This is a genomic window from Halomonas koreensis (genome assembly GCF_031451675.1).
Lineage (GTDB): Bacteria > Pseudomonadota > Gammaproteobacteria > Pseudomonadales > Halomonadaceae > Halomonas > Halomonas koreensis.
The window spans coordinates 1-23,935 of sequence record NZ_JARWAK010000011.1 but is presented as its reverse complement, the minus strand read 5'-3'; the positions used below and the strand labels follow the sequence as shown (position 1 = coordinate 23,935).

The window sequence follows — 23,935 nt, the reverse complement described above, 5'->3', positions numbered from 1 at the left end:
GCCGGCAGGGTCGCGGGTCGGGTGACCCCCGGCGTCAGGTGAACTTGCGGAAGAAATGGGTCATGTCGAACAGCTCGTCCAGGCGCTCGTAGCGTTCCCGGGCGTCCGGCCAGCGTTCCTCCTGGACGGCGGCGATCATGGTCTCCAGCAGCATCATGGTCGACACGTTGGAATCCCACCCCGAGGGAATCTCGACCCAGCAGTGGAAGGTGAAGTCGGCGAGCGTCGCGATGGGCGAGCCCCACTGATCGGTGAACAGGACGATGCGCACGCCGCGCCGGCGCACCATCTCCGCCAGGCGAAGCAGGTTGGTCTCGTAGCGCCGGATATCGAAGATCAGCAGGGTTTCCCCCGGCTCCATGTCGAGCACGTAATGCGGCCAGGTGCCCGAGGACGAGGTCATGTGGGTCACCCGCGGGCGCACCGCCTGGAAATGCGTGAACGCATAGTCGGCCAGTGCCTGGGTGATCCGCCCGCCGACCAGGTAAAGGTGCCGATCGGCATCGGCCAGCTGGCGGATGGCCTGATCGAACCTGCCGCTCTCGATATTGGCGAAGGTCTGCTCCAGGTTGGCCGTGACCGCCTGTGAGAAGCGGTTCAGCAGGTGCGTCTCGGGGGCCGCCGCCGACCAGTTTTCCCGTCGCTGGGTGGGGCCGACCCCTTTCGCCTCCAGCTCCTGCAACAGGGCCTTGTGGAACTCGGGATAGCCCTGGAACCCCAGCTTCTTGATCATGCGCGCCACGGTGGGGGTGGACACCCCCGCGTTGCTCGCCACGCTGGTGATCGAGGCGAGGCCCGCCGCGGGATAGTTGTCGAGCAGGGCGCCGGCAAGCTTGCGCTCCGATTGCGTCAAGTCCGGATAATGCTGGCGAATCAGCTCGCGCACGGTGGAAGGGGTGGTCATCTCGGCGCCTCCTGTCGCGGAGTGGCGGTATGAACGTTGTCTGACGGCGCAACGTTGAAACGGCCGGTGAATAGAAATTGACACTTTTACTTATCGAAGTCTATATCTTTACAGGACCGTGGAGGAGTCCTGATGTCCAGCGAAGTCGAGCCGTCGTCCGAAAGCATCGAAATCCACAACGGGCACGCCCATGGCCCCGTCGTCATCCTGTGTGAACATGCGTCGCACCACATCCCCGACGCCTACCAGGACCTCGGCCTGGATCCCGTGCATCGGCAGAGCCACGTGGCATGGGATCCCGGCGCCCGTGGCCTGGCCCTGAGGCTGTCGGCGTCGCTCGACGCGCCCCTGGTGGCGAGTCGCGTCTCGCGGCTGGTCTATGACTGCAACCGCCCCCCGGAGGCTCCCGACGCCATGCCCGAGTGCCCGGCGGGGATCGAGGTGCCCGGCAATCGCGCCCTGACGGCCTCGCAACGGGCCTCCCGGGTCGAGGCGGTCTATCGACCGTTCTGTCAGGCCGTGCAGGGCGTGCTGACGGCGCGCGCGGCGCGGGGCCTCGCCACGGCGCTGATCACCATCCACAGCTTCACGCCGAGGCTGCATGGCCGGACCCGTGCGGTCGAGCTGGGGATTCTCCACGATGCCGACCGGCGCCTGGCCGATGCGCTGCTCGAACAGGCTCGGCGCCTGCCGCATCGGCGGATCCGGCGCAATGCGCCCTATGGTCCCGAGGATGGCGTGACGCACTCCCTGAAGCGGCACGGCGAGCGCCATGGCCTGGCCAACGTGATGATCGAGGTGCGCAACGACCTGCTGGCCACGTCGCAGGCCGAGGCTGCCATGGCCCGGGAGCTGCTGCGATTGATCCGGCCGGCGCTGTCGACCCTGGGCTTCGAACCCGAATTCACTCCTCAAGGGGGCATGCGAGATGCCTAGAGCCATCCTGGCGTATATCCGGGCCATCGATGCCATGAACCGGGCGATCGGTCGCGTGGCGATGTACCTGATCTTCGTGCTGATCGCCGTCCTGCTGTGGTCGACGACCTCCAAGGTCTTCCTGTCGCCGTCGATGTGGACGCTGGAAACCGCCCAGTTCGTGATGGTGGCGTACTTCGTGCTGGGCGGGCCCTATTCGATCCAGCTGGGATCGAATGTGCGCATGGATCTCTTCTATGGCGACTGGAGCCCGAGAACCAAGGCCTGCGTCGATGCCATCACCGTGTTTTTCCTGATCTTCTATCTCGGCGTGCTGCTGTACGGCGGCCTGGTGTCGACGGCCTACTCCCTGGGCTACTTCGGCGATGCGCCCTTCGCCTTCCTGTTCGACCTGGCGGTCACCTTCGTCACCGAGGGGCGCTCGGCCGCCGCGGAGGCGCTGGGGTTTCTGGAGCGTAGCCCGACCGCCTGGCGCCCCTGGCTGTGGCCGATCAAGACGATCATCTGTCTCGGGGTGTTTCTCATGATCCTTCAATCACTTGCCGAGCTTTTCAAGGATATCGGCCGTCTGCGCGGGGTGATCGACTGATGTCGTACGAGATGATCGCGGTTGTGATGTTCGGCTCGATGATGCTGATGCTGCTCACCGGCCAGCGCGTGTTCGGCGCCATCGGCTTCGTGGGCGCCCTGGCCGGGGTGCTGTTGTGGGGCACCGGCGGGGTGGATATTCCCTTTTCCTCCGCCATGAAGCTGATGAAATGGTATCCGCTGCTGACCCTGCCGATGTTCATCTTCATGGGCTATGTGCTGTCGGAGAGCGGTATCGCCGATGATCTCTACCGGATGTTCCATGTCTGGATGGGACCGGTGAAAGGGGGCCTGGCCATCGGCACGATCGGGTTGATGGTGCTGATCTCGGCGATGAACGGCCTGTCGGTCGCCGGCATGGCGATCGGCGCCACCATCGCCCTGCCGGAACTGCTGCGCCGCGGCTACGACAAGATCATGGTCACCGGGGTCATCCAGGCCGGCTCGAGCCTGGGCATCCTGGTGCCGCCCTCGGTGGTGCTGGTGCTGTACGCGATGATCGCGCGCCAGCCCGTGGGCCAGCTGTGGCTGGCCGGCGTCGTGCCGGGGCTGATGATGGCGACGCTGTTCATCATCTACATCTACGTCCGTTGTCGCCTCCAGCCGTCCCTGGGGCCCGTGCTGCCTGTGGAGGAGCGAGACGTATCGCTCGCCCAAAGGCTGCGCCTGCTGCGGGCGGGCCTGCTCCCGCTGGCGATCTTCGCGGTGATGATGGTGCCCTTCGTCAAGGGCTGGACCTCGCTGGTCGAGAGCTCGGCCGTGGGCGCGGTGACCGCCCTGCTGGCCGCCACCCTCAAGGGGCGCATGACGCGCAAGGTCTTCGAGGTCTCGGTCAGGCAGACGCTGGCCATCTCCTGCATGTTCATGTGGATCATCCTGGCCGCGCTGGCCTTCGGCGCCATCTTCGATGGCCTGGGCGCGGTCAAGGCGATCGAGGACCTGTTCACCGAGCGGCTGGGGCTCTCGCCCTGGATGATCCTGATCCTGATGCAGCTCAGCTTCATCCTGATGGGGACCTTCCTGGACGACACCGCCATGCTGGTGATCGTGGCGCCGCTCTACGTGCCGCTCGTCGACGCCCTGGGCTTCGACCTGATCTGGTACGGCGTGCTCTACACCATCACCACCCAGATCGCCTACATGACGCCGCCCTTCGGCTATAACCTCTTCCTGATGCGCGCCATGGCGCCGCCGCAGATCGGCCTGCGCGATATCTATCGGTCGATCCTGCCCTTCGTCGTGGTGATGACGGCCGCCCTCAGCCTGGTCATGGTCTTCCCGAAGATCGCGCTCTGGCTGCCGGGCGTCGTCTACGGGCATTGACGCCAGCACGAATGAACAACAAGAGCCCCACCAGGGGCCGAATCCGAGCAACAACCGGTAGCCAACACCAGGAGAGCGAGAGAATGACAACAAGACGCAAGTTTCTGATCAACGCCGCCGCCGGGGCCGCCATCGCGCCGCTGGCCTCCAAGGTCATGGCGCAGTCCTCCTCCGGGCCGACCATCAGGTGGCGCATGCAGACCTATGCCGGCGCCGCCCTGGCCGAGCATGTCGCCAAGCCGGCCATCGACCTGTTCAACCGGATTGCCGGGGATCGCATGCAGATCGAGCTCTACTATGCCGATCAGCTGGTGCCCACCGGCGAGCTGTTCCGGGCCATGCAGCGCGGCACCATCGATGCGGTGCAGTCGGATGACGACTCGATGGCCTCGCCCACCGAGGTCGCCGTCTTCGGCGGCTACTTCCCCTTCGGCTCGCGCTACAGCCTCGATGTGCCGGTGCTGTTCAACCAGTACGGGCTCAAGGAGATCTGGGAGGAGCAGTACGCCCGGGTCGGCGTCCAGCACGTCAGCGCCGGCGCCTGGGATCCCTGCCACTTCGTCACCAAGGAGCCGATTCGCAGCCTCAAGGACCTGGAGGGCAAGCGCATCTTCACCTTCCCCACGGCCGGACGCTTCCTGTCGCAGTTCGGCGTGGTGCCGGTGACGCTGCCCTGGGAGGATATCGAGGTCGCGGTGCAGACCGGCGAGCTGGACGGGATCGCCTGGTCCGGGATCACCGAGGATTACACGGTGGGCTGGGCCGATGTCACCAACTACTTCCTGACCAACAACATCTCCGGCGCCTGGATCGGGCACTTCTTCGTCAACATGGAGCGTTGGCAGGAACTGCCCGAGGACCTCCGGCTGCTGTTCGAGGTGTGCTGCGAACAGTCCCACTACTATCGCCAGCACTGGTATTGGGGAGGCGAGGCCAGGCTGCGCGTGCATGGCGAGAAGCTGGAGCTGACCTCGATTCCCGATGCCGAGTGGGAGCAGGTGGAGAACGCCGCCCACGAATTCTGGGACGAGATCGCGTCGCAATCCGAGACCCGAGCCAGGGTGGTCGAGATCTTCAAGCAATACAACGCCGACATGCGCCAGGCCGGGCGCCCCTACCGCTACGGCGAGGCCTGACGAGACGCGCTGCCCCGGGGGCCCCGGGGCGGTCCGTCCGGCGCTCGCCGGCAGGCATCCGGCTCCTGACGATCGACGGCGCCGCAGGGAAGCCCCCTGCGGCGCCGTCGCGTCAGGTCTTCGGGCGTCGGCTCTCCGGGTCGTAGAGCGGCCGGTAGCCCACCGCCTCGATGCGCAGCGAGTAGCGCTCGCCGAAGTACTCCATGTCCACCCGGCCGCCTTCCCGGGCAGCCTCCGCCGGCAGGTAGCCCAGGGCGAGGTTCTTGCCGAGCGAGGGGCCGAAGGCGAAGCTGGTCACGTAGGAGCGCCGCCCCAGCGAATCCACCAGCACCTCGCCGCTGTCCGGGTCGAGGAGCGGCGCATGGCCCACCGGGTAGCGGGGCCGGCCCCGGGCGTCCCGGTTGTCCTCCAGGCTCAGGGTGCACAGATAGGCCGGCTGGCGCTCGCGCTCGCGCTGCTCCAGGTAGGCCGCCTTGCCGTGGAAGTCCTCGGCCTTGACCCTGGGCCGGGCGAGGCCGGCCTCGTAGAGGTTGTACTCGGTGAGCAGGTCGGCGTTCTGCAGCCGCAGGCTCTTCTCCAGGCGCCGGCTGTTGGCGTAGGTCTCGATGCCCACCGGGGTGACGCCCTGCTCGTAGAGCAGGTCCCAGAGCGCCAGGCCGTAGCTGAAGGGCACGTAGAGCTCCCAGCCCTGCTCGCCCACGTAGGAAATCCGGAAGGCCCAGACCGGCAGGCCGCGCAGGCGGAGCTCCCGGGCGGTGGCGAAGGGGAAGCGCTCGACGTCCAGCGCCTCGGGGTCGTCGGCCACCTTCTGCAGGGCACGCCGGGCGTTGGGCCCCCAGACGCCCAGGGTGGCCAGGCCGTCGGTGCGGTCCTCCAGCCGGTAGCGGGTCAGCCCGCGGGTCTCGGCCATGCGGGTGATCCATACCCGGTCCCGGGGCCCGGTGTCGCCGCCGCAGATCACCCGGAAGGCGTCGTCGGCCAGGCGCACGATGGTCAGGTCGGAGTGCACGCCACCGGCGTCGTCGAGGAAGTGGGTGTAGACACCCTTGCCGATCGGCGTGGCGCCGCCCACCCTGGCCACCGAGAGGTACTCCAGCAGCGCCTCGGCGTCGGGGCCGATCAGGTCGTAGATGGCGAAGTGGGACAGGTTGATCATGCCCACGTCCTCGCTCATCGCCAGGTGCTCGGCGTTGGAGACCCGCCAGAAATGCCGCGCGTCCCACTCCACGGGGCGCTCGGGCACCCGGTCGGCGTAGCGTTCGATCAGGTGGTCGTTGGCGGCATAGCCGTGGGCGCGCTCCCAGCCCGCGGTCTCCATGAAGTGGCCGCCGAGCGCCACCTCCCGGGGCCAGAAGGGGCCGCGGCGCAGGTCGCGGCCGGACTCGAAGGGCTCCCGGGGGTGCACCGCCGGGTCGTAGATCTTGCAGGCGATCTCCCGGCAGCGGCCGTAGACGTAGTCCGGGGTCTTCTGCACCGGGTAGAAGCGGGCGATGTCGATGCCATGCGGGTCGAGTTCCGGGCGCCCGGTGGTCAGCCAGTCGGCCAGCACCTTGCCCATTCCCGGGCCGTCCTTGACCCAGACCGCCTCGCAGAACCACAGCCCCCGGGTCTCCGGCGACTCGCCGACCAGCGAGCCGCCGTCATTGGTCACCGAGAGCAGGCCGTTGAAGGAATGCTTCTCGTCCCAGCCCAGCTCGCCGAGCACCGGGGTGAGCTCGATGGCGCGCTCGAAGGCGCTCATGACCTGGTCGAGCTCCAGGTCGCGCATGGAGGGCGAGAGCCGGGCCTGGTGGCGCTCCAGGATCTCGGCGGGATGCACCAGCCGGGGCTCGGTGGTCTCGTAGTAGCCCCATTCGAGCTGGCCCCCCTCGGTGGTGGCGGGATCGCCGGTATCGCGCAGGTAGGCCGAGTTGCCCTGGTCGCGCAGCAGCGGATAGCCGATCTCCCGGCCGGTGCCGGCGAAGGCGTCGAAGGGCCCGAAGAACAGCAGCGGGTGCTCGACGGGCATCAGCGGCAGGGTGGCGCCGCCCAGGGCGGCGGGGAGGGGGCCCCAGATGCCCGAGGTGACGATCACCACCGGGGTCTCGATATAGCCCTTGGGGGTCTCGACGCCCCGGACCCGGCCGTCGCGCACGTCGATGTCGATCGCCGGGGTGTCGGCGTAGGCGGTGAGCTTGCCGGAGGCCCTGGCCCGCTCGATCAGCTCGCCGGCGACCTGCTGGGAACGCGGCACCACCAGCCCGGCGTCGGGATCCCAGAGGGCGCCCTGGATCAGCGTCTCGTCCAGCAGGGGGAAGCGCTCGGCGGCCTCGTCAGGGCCGATCAGCCGCGCCCGGGTGCCGAAGGCCTTGCCCGAGTCGACCTTGCGGGCCAGCTCCGCCATGCGGGCGTCGTCGTCGACCCGGGCCACCTCCAGGCCGCCGATCCGGGCGTAGTGGCCCAGCGCCTCGTAGAAGCGCTGGCTGTAGGTGGTGGTGTAGCACGACATCTTGTCGTGGGCGGTCATGAAGCAGAAGTCCGAGGCGTGGGCCGTGGACCCGATGTCCGAGGGGATGGAGGACTTGTCGAGCCCCACCAGGTTGTCCCAGCCCAGCTCGATCAGGTGGTGGGCCACGGAGGCGCCGACGATGCCTCCCTGGCCGATGATCACCGCGTTTGCCTGTGTGGGGAAGCTCGCCATGGCCGCGCTCCTTCATCCGGGGAATCCGCCTTGCTGTCAACGTAATGCACGTCATCGTCGACGGCTGCCCATCGGCGACGGTGACATGCGCGTCCGCGACGTGCGCGTTGGCGACGTGCGCGTTGGCGACATGCGCGTTGGCGACATGCGCGTCCGCGATACGGGCGTCGCCCAGCGGCGACGGCAGCGCAGAAACGGTGTAACTCTCCGGCCGGGCCTGGCCGATCGGCGGTCGCGGGCCGATACTGGCGCCAGCCCGGTCAGGCGCGGGAGGCGCCGCGCCGGGCCATCGCAGCCCGCCGGCACGCTTTCCGGAACACGACGAGCGGCGCCCAGACGCCGGGAGGGAGAACAGATGAGCAAGTCGATCGTGGTGGGCGGTGTCCTGGCCGTGCTGGGGCTCGGCGGCATGGCCTTCGGGGCCTGGCAGGTCCAGGAGAGCCGCCAGCCCCGCTTCGCCGAGATCACCGAGGTGACGCCGCTGACCCGCACGGTGGAGACGCCGCGGGAGGTCTGCGAGGACGTGGCGGTGCAGCGCCAGGCGCCGACCCGCGACCCGCACAGCGTGGTCGGCACGGCGGCCGGCGCCATCGTCGGCGGCCTGCTGGGCAACCAGGTCGGCGGCGGCAGCGGCAAGAAGATCGCCACCGTGGCCGGCGCCCTCGGCGGCGGCCTGGCCGGCCGCGAGGTCCAGCGCCGGGTCGAGGCCGGCCAGACCGTCACCACCACCGAGCGTCGCTGCCATACCGTGACCGACAGTCACCAGGAGACCACGGGCTATGAGGTCAGCTGGCGCTACGACGGCCAGGCGCACACCAGCCGGCTGGAGCGGCGCCCCGAGGGCGAGACGGTGCGCGTGGTCGACGGCGAGCCGCAGTGGGGCGAACCCCGCAGCCAGGGCTGAGGGCCTCGACCCGGGCCCGGCCCCACGGCCATGAAACGCAAGGGCCGCCCTGTCAGGGGCGGCCCTTGCGCGTGCAACCGGCGATGTGCCGGGGCGCGTCGGCCATCAGTCGGCCTGACGTTCGGCCAGCCGTTCCACGCCCCGGCGAGCCAGGGGCGCCAGGCCGCCGTCCGGCGCGTCGAGGCAGGCGACGATGCGCCGCTTCATGGCGCGCGCCCAGAACTTCTCCAGGTGCGTGCAGACCCCCTCCGCGGCGTCGGCCTCCTCGCGACCGGGGCCCAGGTTGGCGGCGATCTGGTTGACCATCCGCACCAGGGCCTCGTCATGATCCTGTGACATCCTCGACTCCTCAACCGTGGGCCCGCGCCGCCGCCGGGGCGGCGTCGGGGCGATGATAGATCAGATGGCGGCCCGGACGGGCGAAGCCGACCAGCAGCAGCCCGGCTGCCTCGGCCTGCTCCACCGCCAGGGCGGTGGCCGCCGAGACGGCCACCAGGGCGCCGATCCCGGCGCTGGCGCTCTTGTGCACCATCTCGTAGCTGGCGCGGCTCGAGACCAGGGCGAAGCCGTCCTCGTCCGGCCCGCCCTCCCGGGCCAGGGCGCCGATCAGCTTGTCCAGGGCGTTGTGGCGCCCCACGTCCTCGCGCACCCGCCGGATGCGGCCGTCGGCGTCGCACCAGGCGGCGCCGTGAGCGGCCCCGGTGGCCGCCTGCAGCGCCTGGTGGTCGGCCAGCGCCGCCAGGGCCCGCTGGATGGCGGCGTCGGCCAGCGCCGGCGCCCGCACCGCCGGGATCGGGCGGATCGCCTGGTCCAGGGCCTCGGTGCCGCACAGCCCGCAGCCGGTGCGCCCGGCCAGGCTGCGGCGACGGGCCTTGAGCTCCGCGAGCCGTCGGCTGGCGATGGTCAGGTGAACCGTCAGCCCGCGGGCTTCCTCCTGCACCTCCAGGTCGTAGCACTCGTGGCGATCGGCGAGGATGCCCTCGGAGAGGCTGAAGCCCAGGGCGAAGTCCTCGAGGTCGACGGGGCTGGCCATCATCACCGCATGGGAGATGCCGTTGTAGACCAGCGCCACCGGCACCTCGAGGGTCAGGGCGTCCTCGATCTCGTCGCGATACCAGCCCGAGGCGCCGCGATGCACCTCGACCCGCCGGTGCGTCAGGGGCGGGGCCTGATCCGTCCCCCGCGCCCGGGTCATGACGCCGCCTCCCGGGCCGTGGCCAGGTACTGGCGCTGCTGGCGGTCGACCTCGTCGAAGCGCCGCTGCCACTCCGAGGGCCGGCTGACCTTCTCCACCTGCACCGCGGTCACCTTGTACTCGGGGCAGTTGGTGGCCCAGTCGGAGCTGTCGGTGGTGATCACGTTGGCGCCGCTGCCCGGATGGTGGAAGGTGGTGTAGACCACGCCGGGCTGCATGCGCTCGCTGAGCCTGGCGCGCAGCACCGTCTGGCCGGCGCGGCTGGTGATGCCCAGCCAGTCGCCGTTGCGGATGCCGCGCACCTCGGCGTCGGAGGGATGCAGTTCCAGCACGTCCTCGTCGTGCCACACCTGGTTGTCGGTGCGGCGGGTCTGGGCGCCGACGTTGTACTGGGACAGGATGCGTCCGGTGGTCAGCAGCAGCGGGAAGCGGCGGTTGCTGCGCTCCTCGGTGGCCACGTACTCGGTGATCGCGAAGCGGCCACGGCCGATCGGGAAGTCCACCTCGTGCATGGTCGGGGTGCCGTCGGGGCGCTCGGCGTTGCAGGGCCACTGCAGGCTGCCGTGTGTCTCGAGCTTGGCGTAGCTGACGCCGGCGAAGGTCGGGGTGAGCCGGGCGATCTCGTCCATGATCTCGGACGGATGCGCGTACTCCATCGGATAGCCCAGGGCCCGGGCCAGGTCGACGGTGACCTCCCAGTCGGCCTTGCCGGCCAGCGGCGGCATCACCCGGCGCACCCGGTTGATGCGCCGCTCGGCGTTGGTGAAGGTGCCGTCCTTCTCCAGGAAGCTCGAGCCCGGCAGCAGCACGTGGGCGTACTTGGCGGTCTCGTTGAGGAAGATGTCCTGGACGATCAGGCAGTCCAGCGAGGACAGGGCCGCCTCGACGTGCTGGGTGTTGGGGTCGGACTGGGCGATGTCCTCGCCCTGCACGTAGAGCGCCTTGAAGCTGCCCTCGATGGCGGCGTCGAACATGTTGGGGATGCGCAGCCCCGGCTCGTCGTCCAGGGTCACCCCCCAGGCATCCTCGAAGCGGCCGCGGGCCGAGATGTCGGCGACGTGCTGGTAGCCCGGCAGCTCGTGGGGGAAGGAGCCCATGTCGCAGGAGCCCTGGACGTTGTTCTGGCCGCGCAAGGGGTTCACGCCCACGCCCTCGCGGCCGATGTTGCCGGTGGCCAGGGCCAGGTTGGCGATGCCCATCACCATGGTCGAGCCCTGGCTGTGCTCGGTGACGCCCAGGCCGTAGTAGATGGCGCCGTTGCCGGCCGTCGCATAGGTGCGCGCGGCCTGGCGCACCGCCTCGGCGGCCACCCCGGTGATCGCCTCGCTGGCCTCGGGGGAGTGACGCTCCTCAGCGATGAAGTCGCGCCAGGCGCGGTAGGCCTCGGTGTCGCAACGGTCGGCGATGAAGGCGTGATCCTCCAGGCCTTCCGTCACCACCACATGCCCCAGGGCGTTGATCAGCGCCACATTGGTGCCCGGGCGCAGCGGCAGGTGCTGGGCATCCTCGAGGTGGGGAGTCTTGAGCAGGTCGATGCGCCGCGGGTCGGCGACGATCAGCGAGGCGCCCTGGCGCAGCCGCTTGCGCATCAGCGAGCCGAACACCGGGTGGGCGTCGGTGGGGTTGGCGCCGATCACGATGATGGCGTCGGCCTGCATCACCGAGTCGAAGGTCTGGGTGCCGGCGGACTCGCCCAGGGTGGTCTTGAGGCCGTAGCCGGTGGGCGAATGGCAGACCCGCGCGCAGGTGTCGGTGTTGTTGTTGCCGAAGGCCGCGCGGATCAGCTTCTGCACCAGGTAGGTCTCCTCGTTGGTGCAGCGCGAGGAGGTGATGCCGCCGATGCTCTCGCGGCCGTGCTCGGCCTGGATCGCCTGGAGGCGCTCGGCGGCGAAGGCGATCGCCTCCTCCCAGCCGACCGGGCGCCAGGGCCGGTCGATGGACTCGCGGATCATCGGCGTGGTGATGCGATCCGGATGGCTCGCGTAGCCGAAGGCGAAGCGGCCCTTGACGCAGGAATGGCCGTGGTTGGCGTCGCCGCCCTTCCAGGGCACCATGCGCACCAGCTGATCGCCCTTCATCTGGGCCTCGAAGGAGCAGCCCACGCCGCAGTAGGCGCAGGTGGTGATCACGCTGTGCTCGGGCTGGCCGGCGTCGATGACGCTCTTCTCCATCAGCGTGGAGGTGGGGCAGGCCTGGACGCAGGCGCCGCAGGAGACGCACTCGGAGTCCATAAAGGCCTCGTTTTGCCCCGCAGACACCTTCGACTCGAACCCCCGACCGTCGATGGTCAGCGCGAAGGTGCCCTGCACCTCCTCGCAGGCGCGCACGCAGCGGGAGCAGACGATGCACTTGCTGGGGTCGAAGCTGAAGTAGGGGTTGGAGTGATCCTGCTCGGCGGCCAGGTGGTTCTCGCCCTCGAAGCCGTAGCGCACCTCGCGCAGGCCCACCGCGCCGGCCATGTCCTGCAGCTCGCAGTCGCCGTTGGCCGGGCAGGTCAGGCAGTCAAGCGGGTGATCGGAGATGTAGAGCTCCATGACGTTGCGGCGCAGCCGGGCCAGGCGCTCGTTCTGGGTGGTGACCCTCATGCCCTCGGCGACCGGGGTGGTGCAGGCCGCGGGGGTGCCGCGCTTGCCCTCCACCTGGACGGCGCACAGCCGGCAGGAGCCGAAGGCCTCGAGGCTGTCGGTGGCGCACAGCTTGGGGATGTTGATGTCGGCGAGCGCCGCGGCGCGCAGCACCGAGGTGCCCTCGGGCACGCTGATCGCCACGCCGTCGATCTCCAGGCTCACCGGGGCGCCGCCCTTGGCGGGCGGCGGGGTGCCCAGGTCCTTGGCGTGCTGGCGGGGGTCGAAGTGCTGGATCATGAGCGGTCTCCTTCCGGCGCACGGCGGAAGTCGTCGGGGAAGTGTCTCAGGGCGCTCTGCACCGGGAAGGGCGTCATGCCGCCCATGGCGCACAGCGAGCCGTCTTCCATGGTCTCGCAGAGCTCGCCGAGCAGCGCGAGGTTGGCGTCGCGGTCACGGCCTGCCCGGATGCGGTCGATGACCTCGACGCCGCGGGTCGAGCCGATGCGGCAGGGGGTGCACTTGCCGCAGGACTCCACCTTGCAGAACTCCATCGAGAAGCGCGCCTGCTCGGCCATGTCGACGCTGTCGTCGAACATCACCACGCCGCCGTGGCCGACCCCCGCACCGACCTCGGCGAAGGTCTCGTAGTCCAGCGGCAGGTCCCACTGGTGCTCGGGCAGGTAGGCGCACAGCGGTCCGCCGACCTGCACGGCGCGCAGCGGCCGGCCGCTGGCGGTGCCGCCGCCGAAGTCTTCCATCAGGGTGCGCAGGGTGGTGCCGAAGGCCAGCTCGACCAGGCCGCCGCGCCTGACGTTGCCGGCCAGCTGCAGCGCCAGGGTGCCGCGGGAACGGCCCATGCCATGATCGGCGTAGGCCTCGGCCCCTTCGGCGAGGATGAAGGGCACGGCGGCCAGCGACAGCACGTTGTTGACCACGGTGGGGCGGCCGAACAGCCCCTCGATGGCCGGCAGCGGCGGCTTGAAGCGGACCAGGCCGCGCTTGCCCTCGAGGCTCTCCAGCAGCGAGGTCTCCTCGCCGCAGATGTAGGCGCCGGCGCCCAGGCGCACCTCCAGGTGGAAGGCGCGGCCGCTGCCGCGGAGGTCGTCGCCCAGGTAGCCGGCGGCCTCGGCGCGGGCGATGGCGGCGTCGAGGATCTCCTTGGCCAGCGGGTACTCGGAGCGCAGGTAAATGTAGCCCTGGGTGGCGCCCACGGCGAGCCCGGCGATGGCCATGCCCTCGATCAGCAAGTAGGGGTCGCACTCCATCAGCAGGCGATCGGCGAAGGTGCCGGAGTCGCCCTCGTCGGCGTTGCAGACGATGTACTTCTGGTCCGCCGGGGTGTCGAGCACCGTCTGCCACTTGATGCCGGTGGGGAAGGCCGCCCCGCCGCGACCGCGCAGCCCCGAGGCCTTGACCTCCTCGACGATGTCCTGGTCGGTGAGGTCGAGGGCCCGTTCCAGGCCGCGGAAGCCGTCATGGGCCAGGTAGTCGGCGATCGACAGCGGGTCGGTGACGCCGATGCGGGCGAAGGTCAGCCGCTGCTGGCGGGCGAGATAGGGGATCGCCTCGGTGGGCCCCAGGGCCAGCGGGTGGTCGCCTTCGCCCTCGAGCAGGCCGGCGTCGAGCAGCGTCGGCACGTCGCCGGGCGCCACGGGGCCGTAGGCGACGCGCCCGGCGGCGGTCTCGACCTCGACCAGGGGCTCCAGCCAGGCCAGGCCGCGGGAGCCGTTGCGCACCAGGGTCAGCTCCAGGCCGCGGTCGGCGGCCTCGCGCCGGAGCCGATCGGCCACGGCGTCGGCGTCCAGGGAGAGGGCGGTGGTGTCGCGGGGCACGAAGACGCGAACGCTCATGCGATCACCTCCAGGGGCTGGGTACGGAGTTCGTCGACCAGGGCGTCGAAGGCCTCGGGCGTGACCCGGCCCCGCACCGCGTCGTCGACGCGCACCGAGGGGCCGCAGGCGCAGTTGCCCAGGCAGTAGACGGCCTCCAGGGTGATCTCGCGGTCGGGGGTGGTCTGGTGGTAGCCGACGCCGAGCCTGTCCTTGGCGTGGGCTTCCAGGGCGCGGGCGCCCCGGGCCTGGCAGGCCTCGGCGCGGCACACCTGGACCACGTGGTGCCCCGGCGGCGCGGTGCGGAAGTGGTGGTAGAAGCTGATCACGCCGTGCACCTCGGCACGGGTCTGGCCCAGCGAGTCGGCGATGATCGGCACCGCCCCCTCGGGCACGAAACCGATGCGGTCCTGGATGGCGTGCAGGATCGGCAGCAGCGCGCCGGGCTTGTGCCTCAGGGCGTCGATCTCGGCCTGGATCGCCTGGGGCGTCCACTCATGGGAATCGCGCATCGAGTCCCCCTGGTTCGTTGTCGTTCGGGCTGGTTATGCACGCTTGTTCATATATGGGGAAGAGGCGTGCGTCACGGTGCCGATAACGCTAGCATTGGTGCCCCGACGGCAAAATATGAAACTTACTTCACATGAAGCGTATCCGGATCACGCCGGCCTGGTACTTCAGCGACGAGGCCGGCAACCAGCTCGACCCCAAGCTCTTCGCGCTGCTCGAGGCGGTGCATCGCCACGGCAAGCTCACCCGGGCCGCCGAGACGGTGGGCGTCTCCTATCGCCACGCATGGAACCTGCTCAACAAGTGGGGGGAGTTCTTCGGCATCGCCCTGGTCGAGCTCGAGCGCGGCAAGGGGGCGCGGCTGTCGCCGCTGGGCGAGAAGCTGCTGTGGGCCGAGCAGCGGGTCATCGCCCGGCTGGGGCCGCAGCTGGAGAGCCTTGGCTCGGAGCTCAACCTGGCCATCCAGCAGACCCTGGAGGGGGTGAAGCCGGTGCTGCGCCTGCATGCCAGCCACGGCTATGCCGTGGAGCTGCTGCCCGGGCATCTCGATGCCCTGGGCCTCGACCTGCAGTACTGCAGCCCCCGGGAGGCCCTGGCGGCGCTGCACCGCGGCGCCTGCGACCTGGCCGGCTTCCATCTGCCGCGGGGCGAGGTTGGCCGCCGGGTGAGCCGGGAGTACCGGGACCTGCTGAAGCCGCGAAGTTACCGGGTATTGCGCTTTATCACCCGGCGTCAGGGGCTGATGGTGGCGTCCGGCAACCCGTTGGGCCTCCAGGGGCTGGCCGACCTGGTCGGGAGCGGGGCGCGCTTCATCAACCGGCAGGCGGCCTCGGGCACCCGGGCGCTGCTGGACGGGTTGCTGGACGAGGCCGGTGTGGCGGCGGCCGGCGTTCGCGGCTACGAGCTCGAGGAATACACCCACTCGGCGGTGGCGGCCTATGTCGCCGCCGGCATGGCGGATGCGGGCTTCGGGGTGGAGGCGGCGGCGCGGCGCTTCGGGCTCGATTTCCTGCCGCTGGCGCTGGAGGATTATCTGCTGGTCTGCCATCGGCGCAGCCTGGCCGAGCCCAAGCTCGAGACGCTGCGTCGGGTGCTCGCCGGCGAGGCCTTCCGGGAGGCGGTGGCGGCGTTGCCGGGGTATACGCCGGATCGCTGCGGCGAGGTGGAAGGCGTCGAGGCGCTGCTGCCCGATTGAAAAAGGCGCGGCGGCGGGGCGCCGCGCAATGGGAGAGACGAGGCTCAGGTCAGGGCATGGCCCAGCGCCAGGAAGCCGGCCGCGGTGATCAGGGCGCCGAGCAGCGCATAGGGGAGCTGGGTCAGGCCGTGCTGCATGGGCAGGCAGCCGCTGCCCTGGGCGGAGAGCACCGAGGAGTCGGAGAAGAAGCAGGCATGGCTGCCGAAGCTCGAGGCCGACAGCAGGGCGCCGACCACCAGCGGCATGGGGGCGTCCAGGTGCTGGGCCATGGGCACCACGATGGGGATCGAGATCACGAACACGCCCCAGGAGGAGCCGGTGGCGAACACCACCACGGCCATGGAGGCGAACACCAGGGCGGGCAGCAGCGCCGGGGTCAGGTAGGGGCCGAGGGCGTCGATCATGAACGCCGTCATGCCCAGCTGGTCGTTGATCTCGCGCAGCACGAAGCCCACGGCGACGATGGCCAGCGGCAGCATCATGGTGCGAAAGCCGTCCATGATCGCGTCCATCAGGCGGTTGAAGGTGGCCAGGCGCTGCACCAGGTAGAGCGCCAGGGTGAACAGGGTGGCGACGATGACCCCCTTGAGCAGGTCGATCCCGAACCAGGCGCTGGCGCCGATCAGCACCGCCATGGGCGCGAGGAAGTTGATCACCCCGCGCCAGGGGCTCATGGCCGGGGTCGCGTCGTCGCCGAGCGGGACGTCCGGGGCGCCGTCGGGAATCGGCCGGCCGGCCCGGGCGCGGGCCTCGGCGGCCTTCATCGGGCCCAGGTCGGGCAGCTTGCCCAGCGCCACCAGCAGCACCAGTCCCATGGCCACCCAGCCGTAGAGCATGAAGGGAATCGACTGCAGGTAGAGCCCCATGCCCGCCCCGTCGGTGGCGCCGTTGGTCGCCAGCAGTTCGGCGAAGTACACCGCCCAGGTGGACAGCGGCACCAGGATGCAGATCGGGGCGGCGGTGGAGTCGACGATGTAGGCTAGCTTCTCCCGGGAGACGCCGAAGCGATCGGTGAGGCGCTTCATGGCCGACGAGGTGGCCAGGGCGTTGAGGTAGTCGTCGATGAAGATCAGCACGCCCAGGGCGGCGGTGCTGAGCAGCGACTGGCGCCGGCTCTTCACCAGCCGGGTCATGCCCTGGCTGAAGCTCAGGGTGCAGCCCGAGGTCTCGAGCATGGCGATGAAGCCGCCCATCAGCCCGCAGACCAGGATCAGCCAGGCGATGGTCTCGTCCATCATCACCGCCAGCGAGATGTCGGCCAGCTCGCCGACGAAGTCGTCCGGCTGCAGCAGGATCAGCCCGCAGAGGGCGCCGATGGCGAGCGCTTCCAGGGTGCGGTGGGTGGCGATGGCCACCACCAGCACGATCAGCGAGGGCACCAGGCTGATCCAGCCATAGTCGTCGTGCGGATCCTGGGCGAGGGTCAGGCCGATGACCGTGGCCAGCACGGCGGCCACCAGCAGCAGGGTGCGGCCGGTGCCGTCGCGGGCCGGCAGCGAGGGGGCGAAGGGGTGCGGGTCGCTCCGGGTCGTCACGTGGGGCTCCGTTATGGTCTTGTGGAGTCGGGGGAGGGGCCGGCGCCCGGGCTTGTTATGGGTATCGGCGCCGGCTCCCGGGATCAGACGTGGCGCAGGTACCAGTCGTACTCGAGCTTGCTGACGGCCTGCATGGCCAGGTCGCGCTCGGCGCGGCGATTGGCCAGGAAGATGCGCAGGAAGTCGGGGCCCAGGGCCTCGGCGAGCACCTCGTTGGCTTCCAGCAGCTCCAAGGCGCGATGCCAGCTGTTGGTCAGGCTGGGCGCCACCTGGTCGTAGGCGTTGCCGCTGATCGCCGGCGGCGGCGTCAGGCCCTGCCGCAGGCCATGGTCGATGGCGGCCAGCAGGCCGGCCATCAGCAGGTAGGGGTTGGCGTCCGCCCCGGCGACCCGGTGCTCGAGGCGCCGGGCCTGGTTGGCACCGGAGGGGATGCGCACCGCCACCGAGCGATTGTCGTAGCCCCAGGTCGGGGCCATGGGCACGTAGAGCCCCGGCTGGAAGCGGCGGAAGGAATTGAGGTTGGGGGCGAACAGCGCCATGCAGGCCGGCATCAGCTCGAGCAGCCCGGCCGCCGCCTGCTTGAGGGTCGGCGTGCCCAGGGGGGCGCCGTCGTCGGCGGCGAAGACGTTGTGGCCGGCCTCGTCGAGCAGGCTGATATGCACATGGGTGCCGTTGCCGGCCTCCTGGCCGTAGGGCTTGGCCATGAAGGTGGCCTCGAAGCCGTGATGGAGCGCCACCCCCTTGATCAGGCGCTTGAGCAGCACGGCGCTGTCGCAGGCGGCCAGGGCGTCGTCGCAGTGGATCAAGTTGATCTCGAACTGTCCGGGGGCGCATTCCTTGAGGGCCGTGTCCAGCGGCAGTCCCTGGGTGCGGGCCGCGGCATGGATGTCGTCCAGGAAGTCGGCGTATTCGTCGAGCTCGTTGATCGAGTAGAGCTGGCTGTGGGTGGCCCGTTCGCCGGTGGCCGGCGAGCAGGGAGGCTGGGCCATGCCCAGGGCGTCGCGTTCCCGGTCGATCAGGTAGAACTCCAGCTCCACGGCGACCACCGGGGTCAGCCGCGCGCGTCGAAAGCGCTCCAGGACCCGGGCCAGCACCTGGCGAGGGTCGGCGTCGTAGGGCGAGCCGTCGGTCTCCTCCATGGTCATCAGCACCTGGGCCTGGCGGCCCCCGCGCAGCCAGGGGCTCGGCATCAGGGTGCCCGGCACCGGCCGGCAGACCCGGTCGCCGTCGCCGCTGTCGAGGCCCAGCCCGGTCTCCTCCACGGTATTGCCGAGGATGTCCAGGGCGAACACCGAGGCCGGCAGGTTGACGCCGTCGCGGTAGGCCTTTTCCAGGTTGTCCCGGGGAATGCGCTTGCCGCGCAGCACGCCGTTGAGGTCGCTGATCAGCAGGTCGACGCTGGCGATGTCGGGGTGACGGTCCAGGAAGTCACGGGCTTCGTCGAGGGCGGTGGGCTGCATGGGGCACCTGTTCCGTTGTGATCGTGGGCAGTGGTGTCATCTTTGAATCAACAGTCCTTGTTGTCAAATATTTTACGAAAGCCGCCGATCGGTTTCGCCGAAAGGCATGGTCGCACGGCGTGTATTTTGTTTAAAAACATTGGCTTATATGCGTACTTTCGGCTTCGGTGCCGGAGGGGCGTTGGCAAGATTAAGCTGCCAATGTATGTTGATCAAAGCATAACAACCCCGATCACGAGCATCACGAGGAGACTGCCATGCAGACCCGACCCCTGGTGGGCGTCATCGCCTGCCGCCGCGAGGTGGAAGGCCACCCGTCGCATATGGTGACCGACAAGTACCTGAGCGCCCTGCGGGAGTACGGACTCGAGCCGGTGATCCTGCCGGTCTGGGAGGATCTCGATCCCGTCGGCGTGATGCCCCTGCTGTCGCGGCTCGATGGCCTGGTGCTGACCGGCAGCTATACCAATGTGGCGCCGTCGCGCTACGGCGCCGAGCGCGCCCCGGAGAATACCCGGGGAGACCGGGATCGCGATGCGGCGGCCATGGCCTGGGTGCCGGCGGCGCTGGAGCTGGAGCTGCCCCTGCTGGGTATCTGCCGGGGCTTCCAGGAGCTCAACGTGGCCTTCGGCGGCACCCTGTTCCAGGCGGTACAGGCGCAGCCCGGCAAGCGGGATCACCGCGAGCCCGAGGGCGACAGGGCGGCGCAGTACGCGCCCAGCCACGACCTCGAGATCCGCCCCGGCGGTCGCCTGGCGGCGCTCTATCCCGAGCGCCACGCCCGGGTGAACTCCCTGCACCAGCAGGGCATCGATCGCCTGGGGCCGGGGCTCGACGTGGAGGCGGTGGCGCCGGACGGCCTGGTCGAGGCCATCTCGATCGCCGACGCGCCCCGCTTCGCCCTGGCGGTGCAGTGGCATCCCGAGTGGCAGCCGCGGGAGCACGCCCTCTACGATGCCATCTTCCGCGGCTTCGCCGAGGCCTGCGGCGGCTGAGCCCCGCGCCGTCGGCCGCTCGCCAGGAGGCCCGCGACTCGAGCGTCGCGGGCCTTTTCTTGTCGAGTGGCGCGGGTTCAGCGGGTGGCCGGCTGGCGCGTCGGCGCCGGCGCCTGGGTCGCCGGCGTCGGGCGCCGGCCGAAGAGGCGCAGGATGGCGAACAGTGCCAGGCCGCCGGCCGCGAGGCCGAGCCACCAGCTGATGCCATGGCCCACGGCCAGGGTGCCGAACACCAGGGAGGCGACGCCGACCAGCAGCGCATAGGGCAACTGGGTGCGCACGTGCTCGATCAGGTCGCAGCCGCTGGCCATGGCCGCCAGCAGGGTGGTCTCGGCGAGCGGCGAGCAGTGGTCGCCCCAGACCGCGCCGGCGAGCACCGAGGCCACCGAGGCATACAGCAGCGGCATGCCCTCGGCGGTGCCCGCCAGGCCGTGATGGGACAGCACCGCCCAGGCCAGCGGCACCACCAGCGGCATCATGATGCCCATCACGCCCCAGGAGGAGCCGGTGGCGAAGGCGGTGAAGGCGGCCAGCAGGAGGATCACCGTCGGCAGCCAGGCCGGCGACAGGCTATCGCCCAGCACCGCGACCAGGAAGTCGCTGGTCTGCAGCGCCTCGTTCACGTTGGCGAGCGCCCAGGCCATCATCAGGATGGTGATCGGCAGCAGCATCGACTTGACGCCCTCGAACCAGTAATGGGCGGTCTCGGTCATGCTCATCAGGCGCTGGATCCGGGTCATGATCACCGCCACCAGGCAGGCGGCCAGCGAGCCCCACATCATGGCGCCGAAGGAGTCGCCCTCGCCGAAGATGTCGCGCAGGGCGTGTTCGCCCGGCCCCAGGGCCGTGGCGCCGGTGTGGTAGATGCCGCCCAGGGTGATGGCGACCAGCACCAGCATCGGCACGACGGCGTTCCAGGCCCGGGTGGGGATGCCGGGCTTGGTGGGGATGTCGGCCTCCTCGACGATGGCCTCGCGGTTGCTGAGGTCGTCGCGCCGGCCCCCGTCGAGGCCGGCGCGGCACTCCGCCTTGAGCATCGGGCCGAAGTCGCGGCCGGTCCAGGCCACCATGAACACGAAGGCCAGCGCCAGCAGCGGGTAGGCGTTGTAGGGCAGGGCGTTGACGAACACCGAATAGGCGGATTCCTGCCAGCCTTCGATACCGCTCATGGCTTCGCTGATCAGGCCGACCTGGAAGCCGATCCAGGTGGTCACCAGCATGATCGCCGAGACCGGTGCGGCGGTGCTGTCCACCAGGTAGGCCAGCTTGGCCCGGGAGATCGCCATCCTGTCGGTGATGTGGCGCATGGTGTTGCCGACGATCAGGGCGTTGGCGTAGTCGTCGAAGAAGATCGCCAGGCCCAGCAGGCCGGTGGAGCTCTGTGCCTGGCGGCGGCCGCGGATCACCCGGGCGATCCGCTCGGCGATGCCGCGGGTGCCGCCGTTGCGCGAGATGACCCCGACCATGCCGCCGATCAGCAGGCAGAACAGCACGATGGACATGTGCGAGCTGTCGCTGGCCGCCTCCAGCACGTGGACGTTCACCGAGTCGGCGAAGGCGCCGAGCAGGGCGCCGGCGCTCATGCCGTGAAGGATCCAGCCGCCCAGCAGGATGCCCGCGAACAGGGCGACGATGACCTGGCGGAAGGCGAGGGCCAGGCCGATGGCCACGAGTGCCGGCAGCAGTGACAGCCAGGCGGGCAGCGTGGCGAGGGAGGCGTCGGCCAGGACGCGCCCGTCGCCGTCGACCAGGGTCAGGGTCGCCTCGGGGGCGTCGATCACCAGGCCGGGGATCAGGCCCTGGCCATCGGTGCCGCGCTCGATGGCCAGCGTCCGTTCGCCGAGCCGGGCGCCGAGCGCGCCCTCCTCGGGCAGGCCCTGCACGGGCAGGTCGAAGGCCACGCCCCTGAGGACGATGTCGGGGGCGCTGATGGCCGGGGCGGCCTGGGCGTGGCCGGCGCCGAGCCACACAAGGATCGATAGCAGGATCAGCCGCATCGTGCGGCCCGGTAGCGTCGTGTTCATGTCCCCTCCTGGCGTTGTTGTTGGGATGCCGTTCAGACGTCAATGAAAAATGACCATCCGGGAGTGGGGTGTCAAACCTTTTTGTCTATATTATTTGTTAATATAGAAAAATGGTTGTTTTGATGCTTTTGAAATCAATGGGTTATGAAAATATTGCCCGGGGTGCCCCGAAAGGGCTTGGCAGGACCGGGATAGGGCTATATGTTGATTAAAGAATAACATTGACCGGCAACGACCTTGGAGGCTCTCGCCATGACCCAGACGGCCACCCCGCAGCTCCAGCGGCGCGATCGTGATCATCACCTGCACCCCTTCACCGATTTCAAGGCCCTGAACACCGAGGGCAGTCGGGTCATCACCCATGCCGAGGGGGTCTATATCCACGATAGCGAGGGACATCGCATCCTCGACGGCATGGCGGGGCTGTGGTGCGTGAACCTGGGCTATGGCCGCCAGGACCTGGTGGAGGCCGCGCGGGAGCAACTGGAGCGGTTGCCTTACTACAACACCTTCTTCAAGACCACCCACCCGCCGGCGCTGCAGCTGGCCGAGAAGCTCTGCGAGCTGGCTCCGGCGCACGTCAATCATGTCTTCTTCACCGGCTCGGGCTCCGAGGCCAACGACACCGTGCTGCGCATGGTGCGCCGCTACTGGGCCTTGAAGGGGCATCCGGAGAAGCGCTGGATCATCGGCCGCGAGAACGGCTATCACGGCTCGACCCTGGCCGGGATGAGCCTGGGGGGCATGGCGCCGATGCACGGCCAGGGCGGTCCCTGCGTGCCGGAGATCGCCCACGTCCGCCAGCCCTACTGGTTCGGCGAAGGACGCGACCAGTCGCCGGAGGCCTTCGGCCGCGCCTGCGCCGAGGCCCTGGAGGCGAAGATCCTGGAGCTCGGGGAGGAGAACGTCGGCGCCTTTATCGCCGAGCCGGTGCAGGGCGCCGGGGGCGCGATCATGCCGCCGGCGAGCTACTGGCCGGCGGTCAAGGCGGTGCTGGCCAAGTACGACATCCTGCTGGTGGCCGACGAGGTGATCTGCGGCTTCGGGCGCCTCGGCGAGTGGTTCGGCAGCCAGCACTTCGGCCTCGAGCCCGACCTGATGCCCATCGCCAAGGGTCTGTCGTCCGGCTACCTGCCCATCGGCGGGGTGCTGGTGGGCGACCGGGTGGCCGACGCCCTGATCGAGGAGGGCGGCGAGTTCTTCCACGGCTTCACCTACTCGGGGCACCCCACCTGTGCCGCGGTGGCGCTGAAGAACCTGGAGCTGCTCGAGGCCGAGGGCGTGGTGGAGCGCGTCCGCGACGACATCGGGCCCTACCTGGCCCGCCGCTGGGCCGAGCTGGCCGACCATCCCCTCGTCGGCGAGGCTCGCTCCCTGGGCCTGATGGGGGCGCTGGAGCTGGTCGCTGACAAGGCCACCGGCAGCCGCTTCGACAAGTCGCTCGCCGCCGGCAACCTGTGCCGGGATATCTGTTTCGATGCCGGCCTGGTGATGCGCTCGGTGGGCGATACCATGATCATCGCCCCCCCGCTGGTGATCACCCGCGAGGAGATCGACGAACTGGTGCGCCTGGCGCGCCATGCCCTGGACGCGACGGCCGCCCGCCTGGCCGACCACATGACCGCTCACCCGACGCAAGAGGAGGTCCGCGCATGAGCTCCCCGCAAGCGCCGAGCAGCCGCGCCGACTGGCAGGCGCTCGCCGACTCGCTGACCCTCGAGACCCGCGCCTACATCGACGACGCCTTCGTCGAGGCCGAGGACGGCGCCACCCTGACCACGCTCAACCCGGCCACCGGCGAGGTCCTCGCCGAGGTGGCGAGCTGCGACGCCGCCGATGCCGAGGTCGCGGTGGCCGCCGCCCGGCGCGCCTTCGACGGCGGCGCCTGGTCGCGCCTGGCCCCGGGCAGGCGCAAGGCCGTGCTGCTGCGCCTGGCCGAGTTGATGGAGGCGCACAAGCACGAGCTGGCGCTGCTCGACACCCTGGACATGGGCAAGCCGGTGGGGAGTTCCTTGGGCGATATGGCCGGCGCCATCGGCTGTCTGCGCCATCACGCCGAGTCCATCGACAAGCTCTACGGCGAGGTGGCGCCCACCGGCGACGACGCCCTGGGCCTGGTGATGCGCGAGCCGCTGGGGGTGGTGGCCTCCATCG

General features: G+C 69.7%; 19 protein-coding genes. 9 read left to right on the top strand and 10 right to left on the bottom strand.

Annotation, left to right across the window (positions count from 1 at the left end; genetic code table 11):
- Window positions 1-34 precede the first annotated feature (34 nt).
- Complete coding sequence (locus tag QC818_RS12710; protein WP_309653244.1) at window positions 35-904, bottom strand: MurR/RpiR family transcriptional regulator; 870 nt, start codon at window positions 902-904, stop codon at window positions 35-37.
- A 132-nt stretch (window positions 905-1,036) separates the two neighbouring features.
- Between QC818_RS12710 and QC818_RS12705 the strand changes: the two genes are divergently transcribed.
- From QC818_RS12705 to QC818_RS12690, 4 genes are all read left to right on the top strand, one after another.
- On the top strand, window positions 1,037-1,840 hold the full coding sequence (locus tag QC818_RS12705; protein WP_309653243.1) for an N-formylglutamate amidohydrolase: 804 nt from the start codon (window positions 1,037-1,039) through the stop codon (window positions 1,838-1,840).
- Between the two features lie 34 nt (window positions 1,841-1,874).
- Window positions 1,875-2,429 carry a TRAP transporter small permease subunit gene (locus tag QC818_RS12700; RefSeq protein ID WP_309653242.1) on the top strand — a complete coding sequence of 185 codons (555 nt, stop codon included), beginning with the start codon at window positions 1,875-1,877 and terminating at the stop codon, window positions 2,427-2,429.
- Window positions 2,429-3,751 (top strand): TRAP transporter large permease, encoded by a 1,323-nt coding sequence (locus QC818_RS12695; protein ID WP_309653241.1) that lies wholly within the window; start codon window positions 2,429-2,431, stop codon window positions 3,749-3,751. The genes QC818_RS12700 and QC818_RS12695 overlap by 1 nt, the downstream gene beginning before the upstream one ends.
- Window positions 3,752-3,834: 83 nt before the next feature.
- Window positions 3,835-4,887 carry a TRAP transporter substrate-binding protein gene (locus QC818_RS12690; RefSeq protein ID WP_309653240.1) on the top strand — a complete coding sequence of 351 codons (1,053 nt, stop codon included), beginning with the start codon at window positions 3,835-3,837 and terminating at the stop codon, window positions 4,885-4,887.
- Window positions 4,888-4,999: 112 nt separating this feature from the next.
- Here the strand turns inward: QC818_RS12690 and QC818_RS12685 are convergent, their stop codons facing one another.
- The gene (locus QC818_RS12685) at window positions 5,000-7,567 is read right to left on the bottom strand and encodes a GcvT family protein (protein ID WP_309653239.1); all 2,568 of its coding nucleotides are present in this window, start codon (window positions 7,565-7,567) and stop codon (window positions 5,000-5,002) included.
- A 355-nt stretch (window positions 7,568-7,922) separates the two neighbouring features.
- Here QC818_RS12685 and QC818_RS12680 point away from each other — a divergent pair, with 355 nt between their 5' ends.
- Complete coding sequence (locus QC818_RS12680) at window positions 7,923-8,471, top strand: glycine zipper 2TM domain-containing protein (protein ID WP_309653238.1); 549 nt, start codon at window positions 7,923-7,925, stop codon at window positions 8,469-8,471.
- Between the two features lie 105 nt (window positions 8,472-8,576).
- Here the strand turns inward: QC818_RS12680 and QC818_RS12675 are convergent, their stop codons facing one another.
- Genes QC818_RS12675 through QC818_RS12655 form a run of 5 tightly spaced genes read right to left on the bottom strand, consistent with a single transcriptional unit; the run spans window position 8,577 to window position 14,574 of the window.
- Window positions 8,577-8,810, bottom strand: coding sequence for a formate dehydrogenase subunit delta (locus QC818_RS12675; RefSeq protein WP_309653237.1), 234 nt, complete (start codon window positions 8,808-8,810; stop codon window positions 8,577-8,579).
- Window positions 8,811-8,820: 10 nt separating this feature from the next.
- The gene (gene fdhD / locus QC818_RS12670; protein WP_309653236.1) at window positions 8,821-9,666 is read right to left on the bottom strand and encodes a formate dehydrogenase accessory sulfurtransferase FdhD; all 846 of its coding nucleotides are present in this window, start codon (window positions 9,664-9,666) and stop codon (window positions 8,821-8,823) included.
- On the bottom strand, window positions 9,663-12,530 hold the full coding sequence (fdhF, locus tag QC818_RS12665) for a formate dehydrogenase subunit alpha (protein WP_309653235.1): 2,868 nt from the start codon (window positions 12,528-12,530) through the stop codon (window positions 9,663-9,665). Before fdhF ends, fdhD begins: the two co-directional genes overlap by 4 nt.
- Window positions 12,527-14,083, bottom strand: coding sequence for a formate dehydrogenase beta subunit (locus tag QC818_RS12660; RefSeq protein ID WP_309653234.1), 1,557 nt, complete (start codon window positions 14,081-14,083; stop codon window positions 12,527-12,529). The genes fdhF and QC818_RS12660 overlap by 4 nt, the downstream gene beginning before the upstream one ends.
- Window positions 14,080-14,574 (bottom strand): formate dehydrogenase subunit gamma, encoded by a 495-nt coding sequence (locus QC818_RS12655; RefSeq protein WP_309653233.1) that lies wholly within the window; start codon window positions 14,572-14,574, stop codon window positions 14,080-14,082. Before QC818_RS12655 ends, QC818_RS12660 begins: the two co-directional genes overlap by 4 nt.
- A gap of 131 nt (window positions 14,575-14,705) precedes the next feature.
- On the opposite strand from QC818_RS12655, the gene QC818_RS12650 reads away from it, so the two are divergent.
- Window positions 14,706-15,767 carry a substrate-binding domain-containing protein gene (locus QC818_RS12650; RefSeq protein WP_309653232.1) on the top strand — a complete coding sequence of 354 codons (1,062 nt, stop codon included), beginning with the start codon at window positions 14,706-14,708 and terminating at the stop codon, window positions 15,765-15,767.
- Between the two features lie 44 nt (window positions 15,768-15,811).
- Here QC818_RS12650 and QC818_RS12645 read toward each other — a convergent pair whose 3' ends face one another.
- Together QC818_RS12645 and QC818_RS12640 are read right to left on the bottom strand one after the other, a co-directional pair.
- Window positions 15,812-17,302 (bottom strand): Na+/H+ antiporter NhaC family protein, encoded by a 1,491-nt coding sequence (locus tag QC818_RS12645; protein WP_309653231.1) that lies wholly within the window; start codon window positions 17,300-17,302, stop codon window positions 15,812-15,814.
- A gap of 83 nt (window positions 17,303-17,385) precedes the next feature.
- Complete coding sequence (locus tag QC818_RS12640; RefSeq protein ID WP_309653230.1) at window positions 17,386-18,762, bottom strand: glutamine synthetase family protein; 1,377 nt, start codon at window positions 18,760-18,762, stop codon at window positions 17,386-17,388.
- Between the two features lie 257 nt (window positions 18,763-19,019).
- Between QC818_RS12640 and QC818_RS12635 the strand changes: the two genes are divergently transcribed.
- A complete protein-coding gene (locus QC818_RS12635; protein ID WP_309653229.1) occupies window positions 19,020-19,757 on the top strand; it encodes a gamma-glutamyl-gamma-aminobutyrate hydrolase family protein in 738 nt (245 codons plus the stop codon).
- 77 nt (window positions 19,758-19,834) lie between these two features.
- Here QC818_RS12635 and QC818_RS12630 read toward each other — a convergent pair whose 3' ends face one another.
- A complete protein-coding gene (locus QC818_RS12630; protein ID WP_309653228.1) occupies window positions 19,835-21,781 on the bottom strand; it encodes a Na+/H+ antiporter NhaC family protein in 1,947 nt (648 codons plus the stop codon).
- 252 nt (window positions 21,782-22,033) lie between these two features.
- Here QC818_RS12630 and QC818_RS12625 point away from each other — a divergent pair, with 252 nt between their 5' ends.
- On the top strand, window positions 22,034-23,437 hold the full coding sequence (locus QC818_RS12625) for an aspartate aminotransferase family protein (protein ID WP_309653227.1): 1,404 nt from the start codon (window positions 22,034-22,036) through the stop codon (window positions 23,435-23,437).
- A partial coding sequence (locus QC818_RS12620) for an aldehyde dehydrogenase family protein (protein WP_309653226.1) occupies window positions 23,434-23,935 on the top strand: 502 nt, incomplete at its 3' end. The genes QC818_RS12625 and QC818_RS12620, both read left to right, overlap by 4 nt.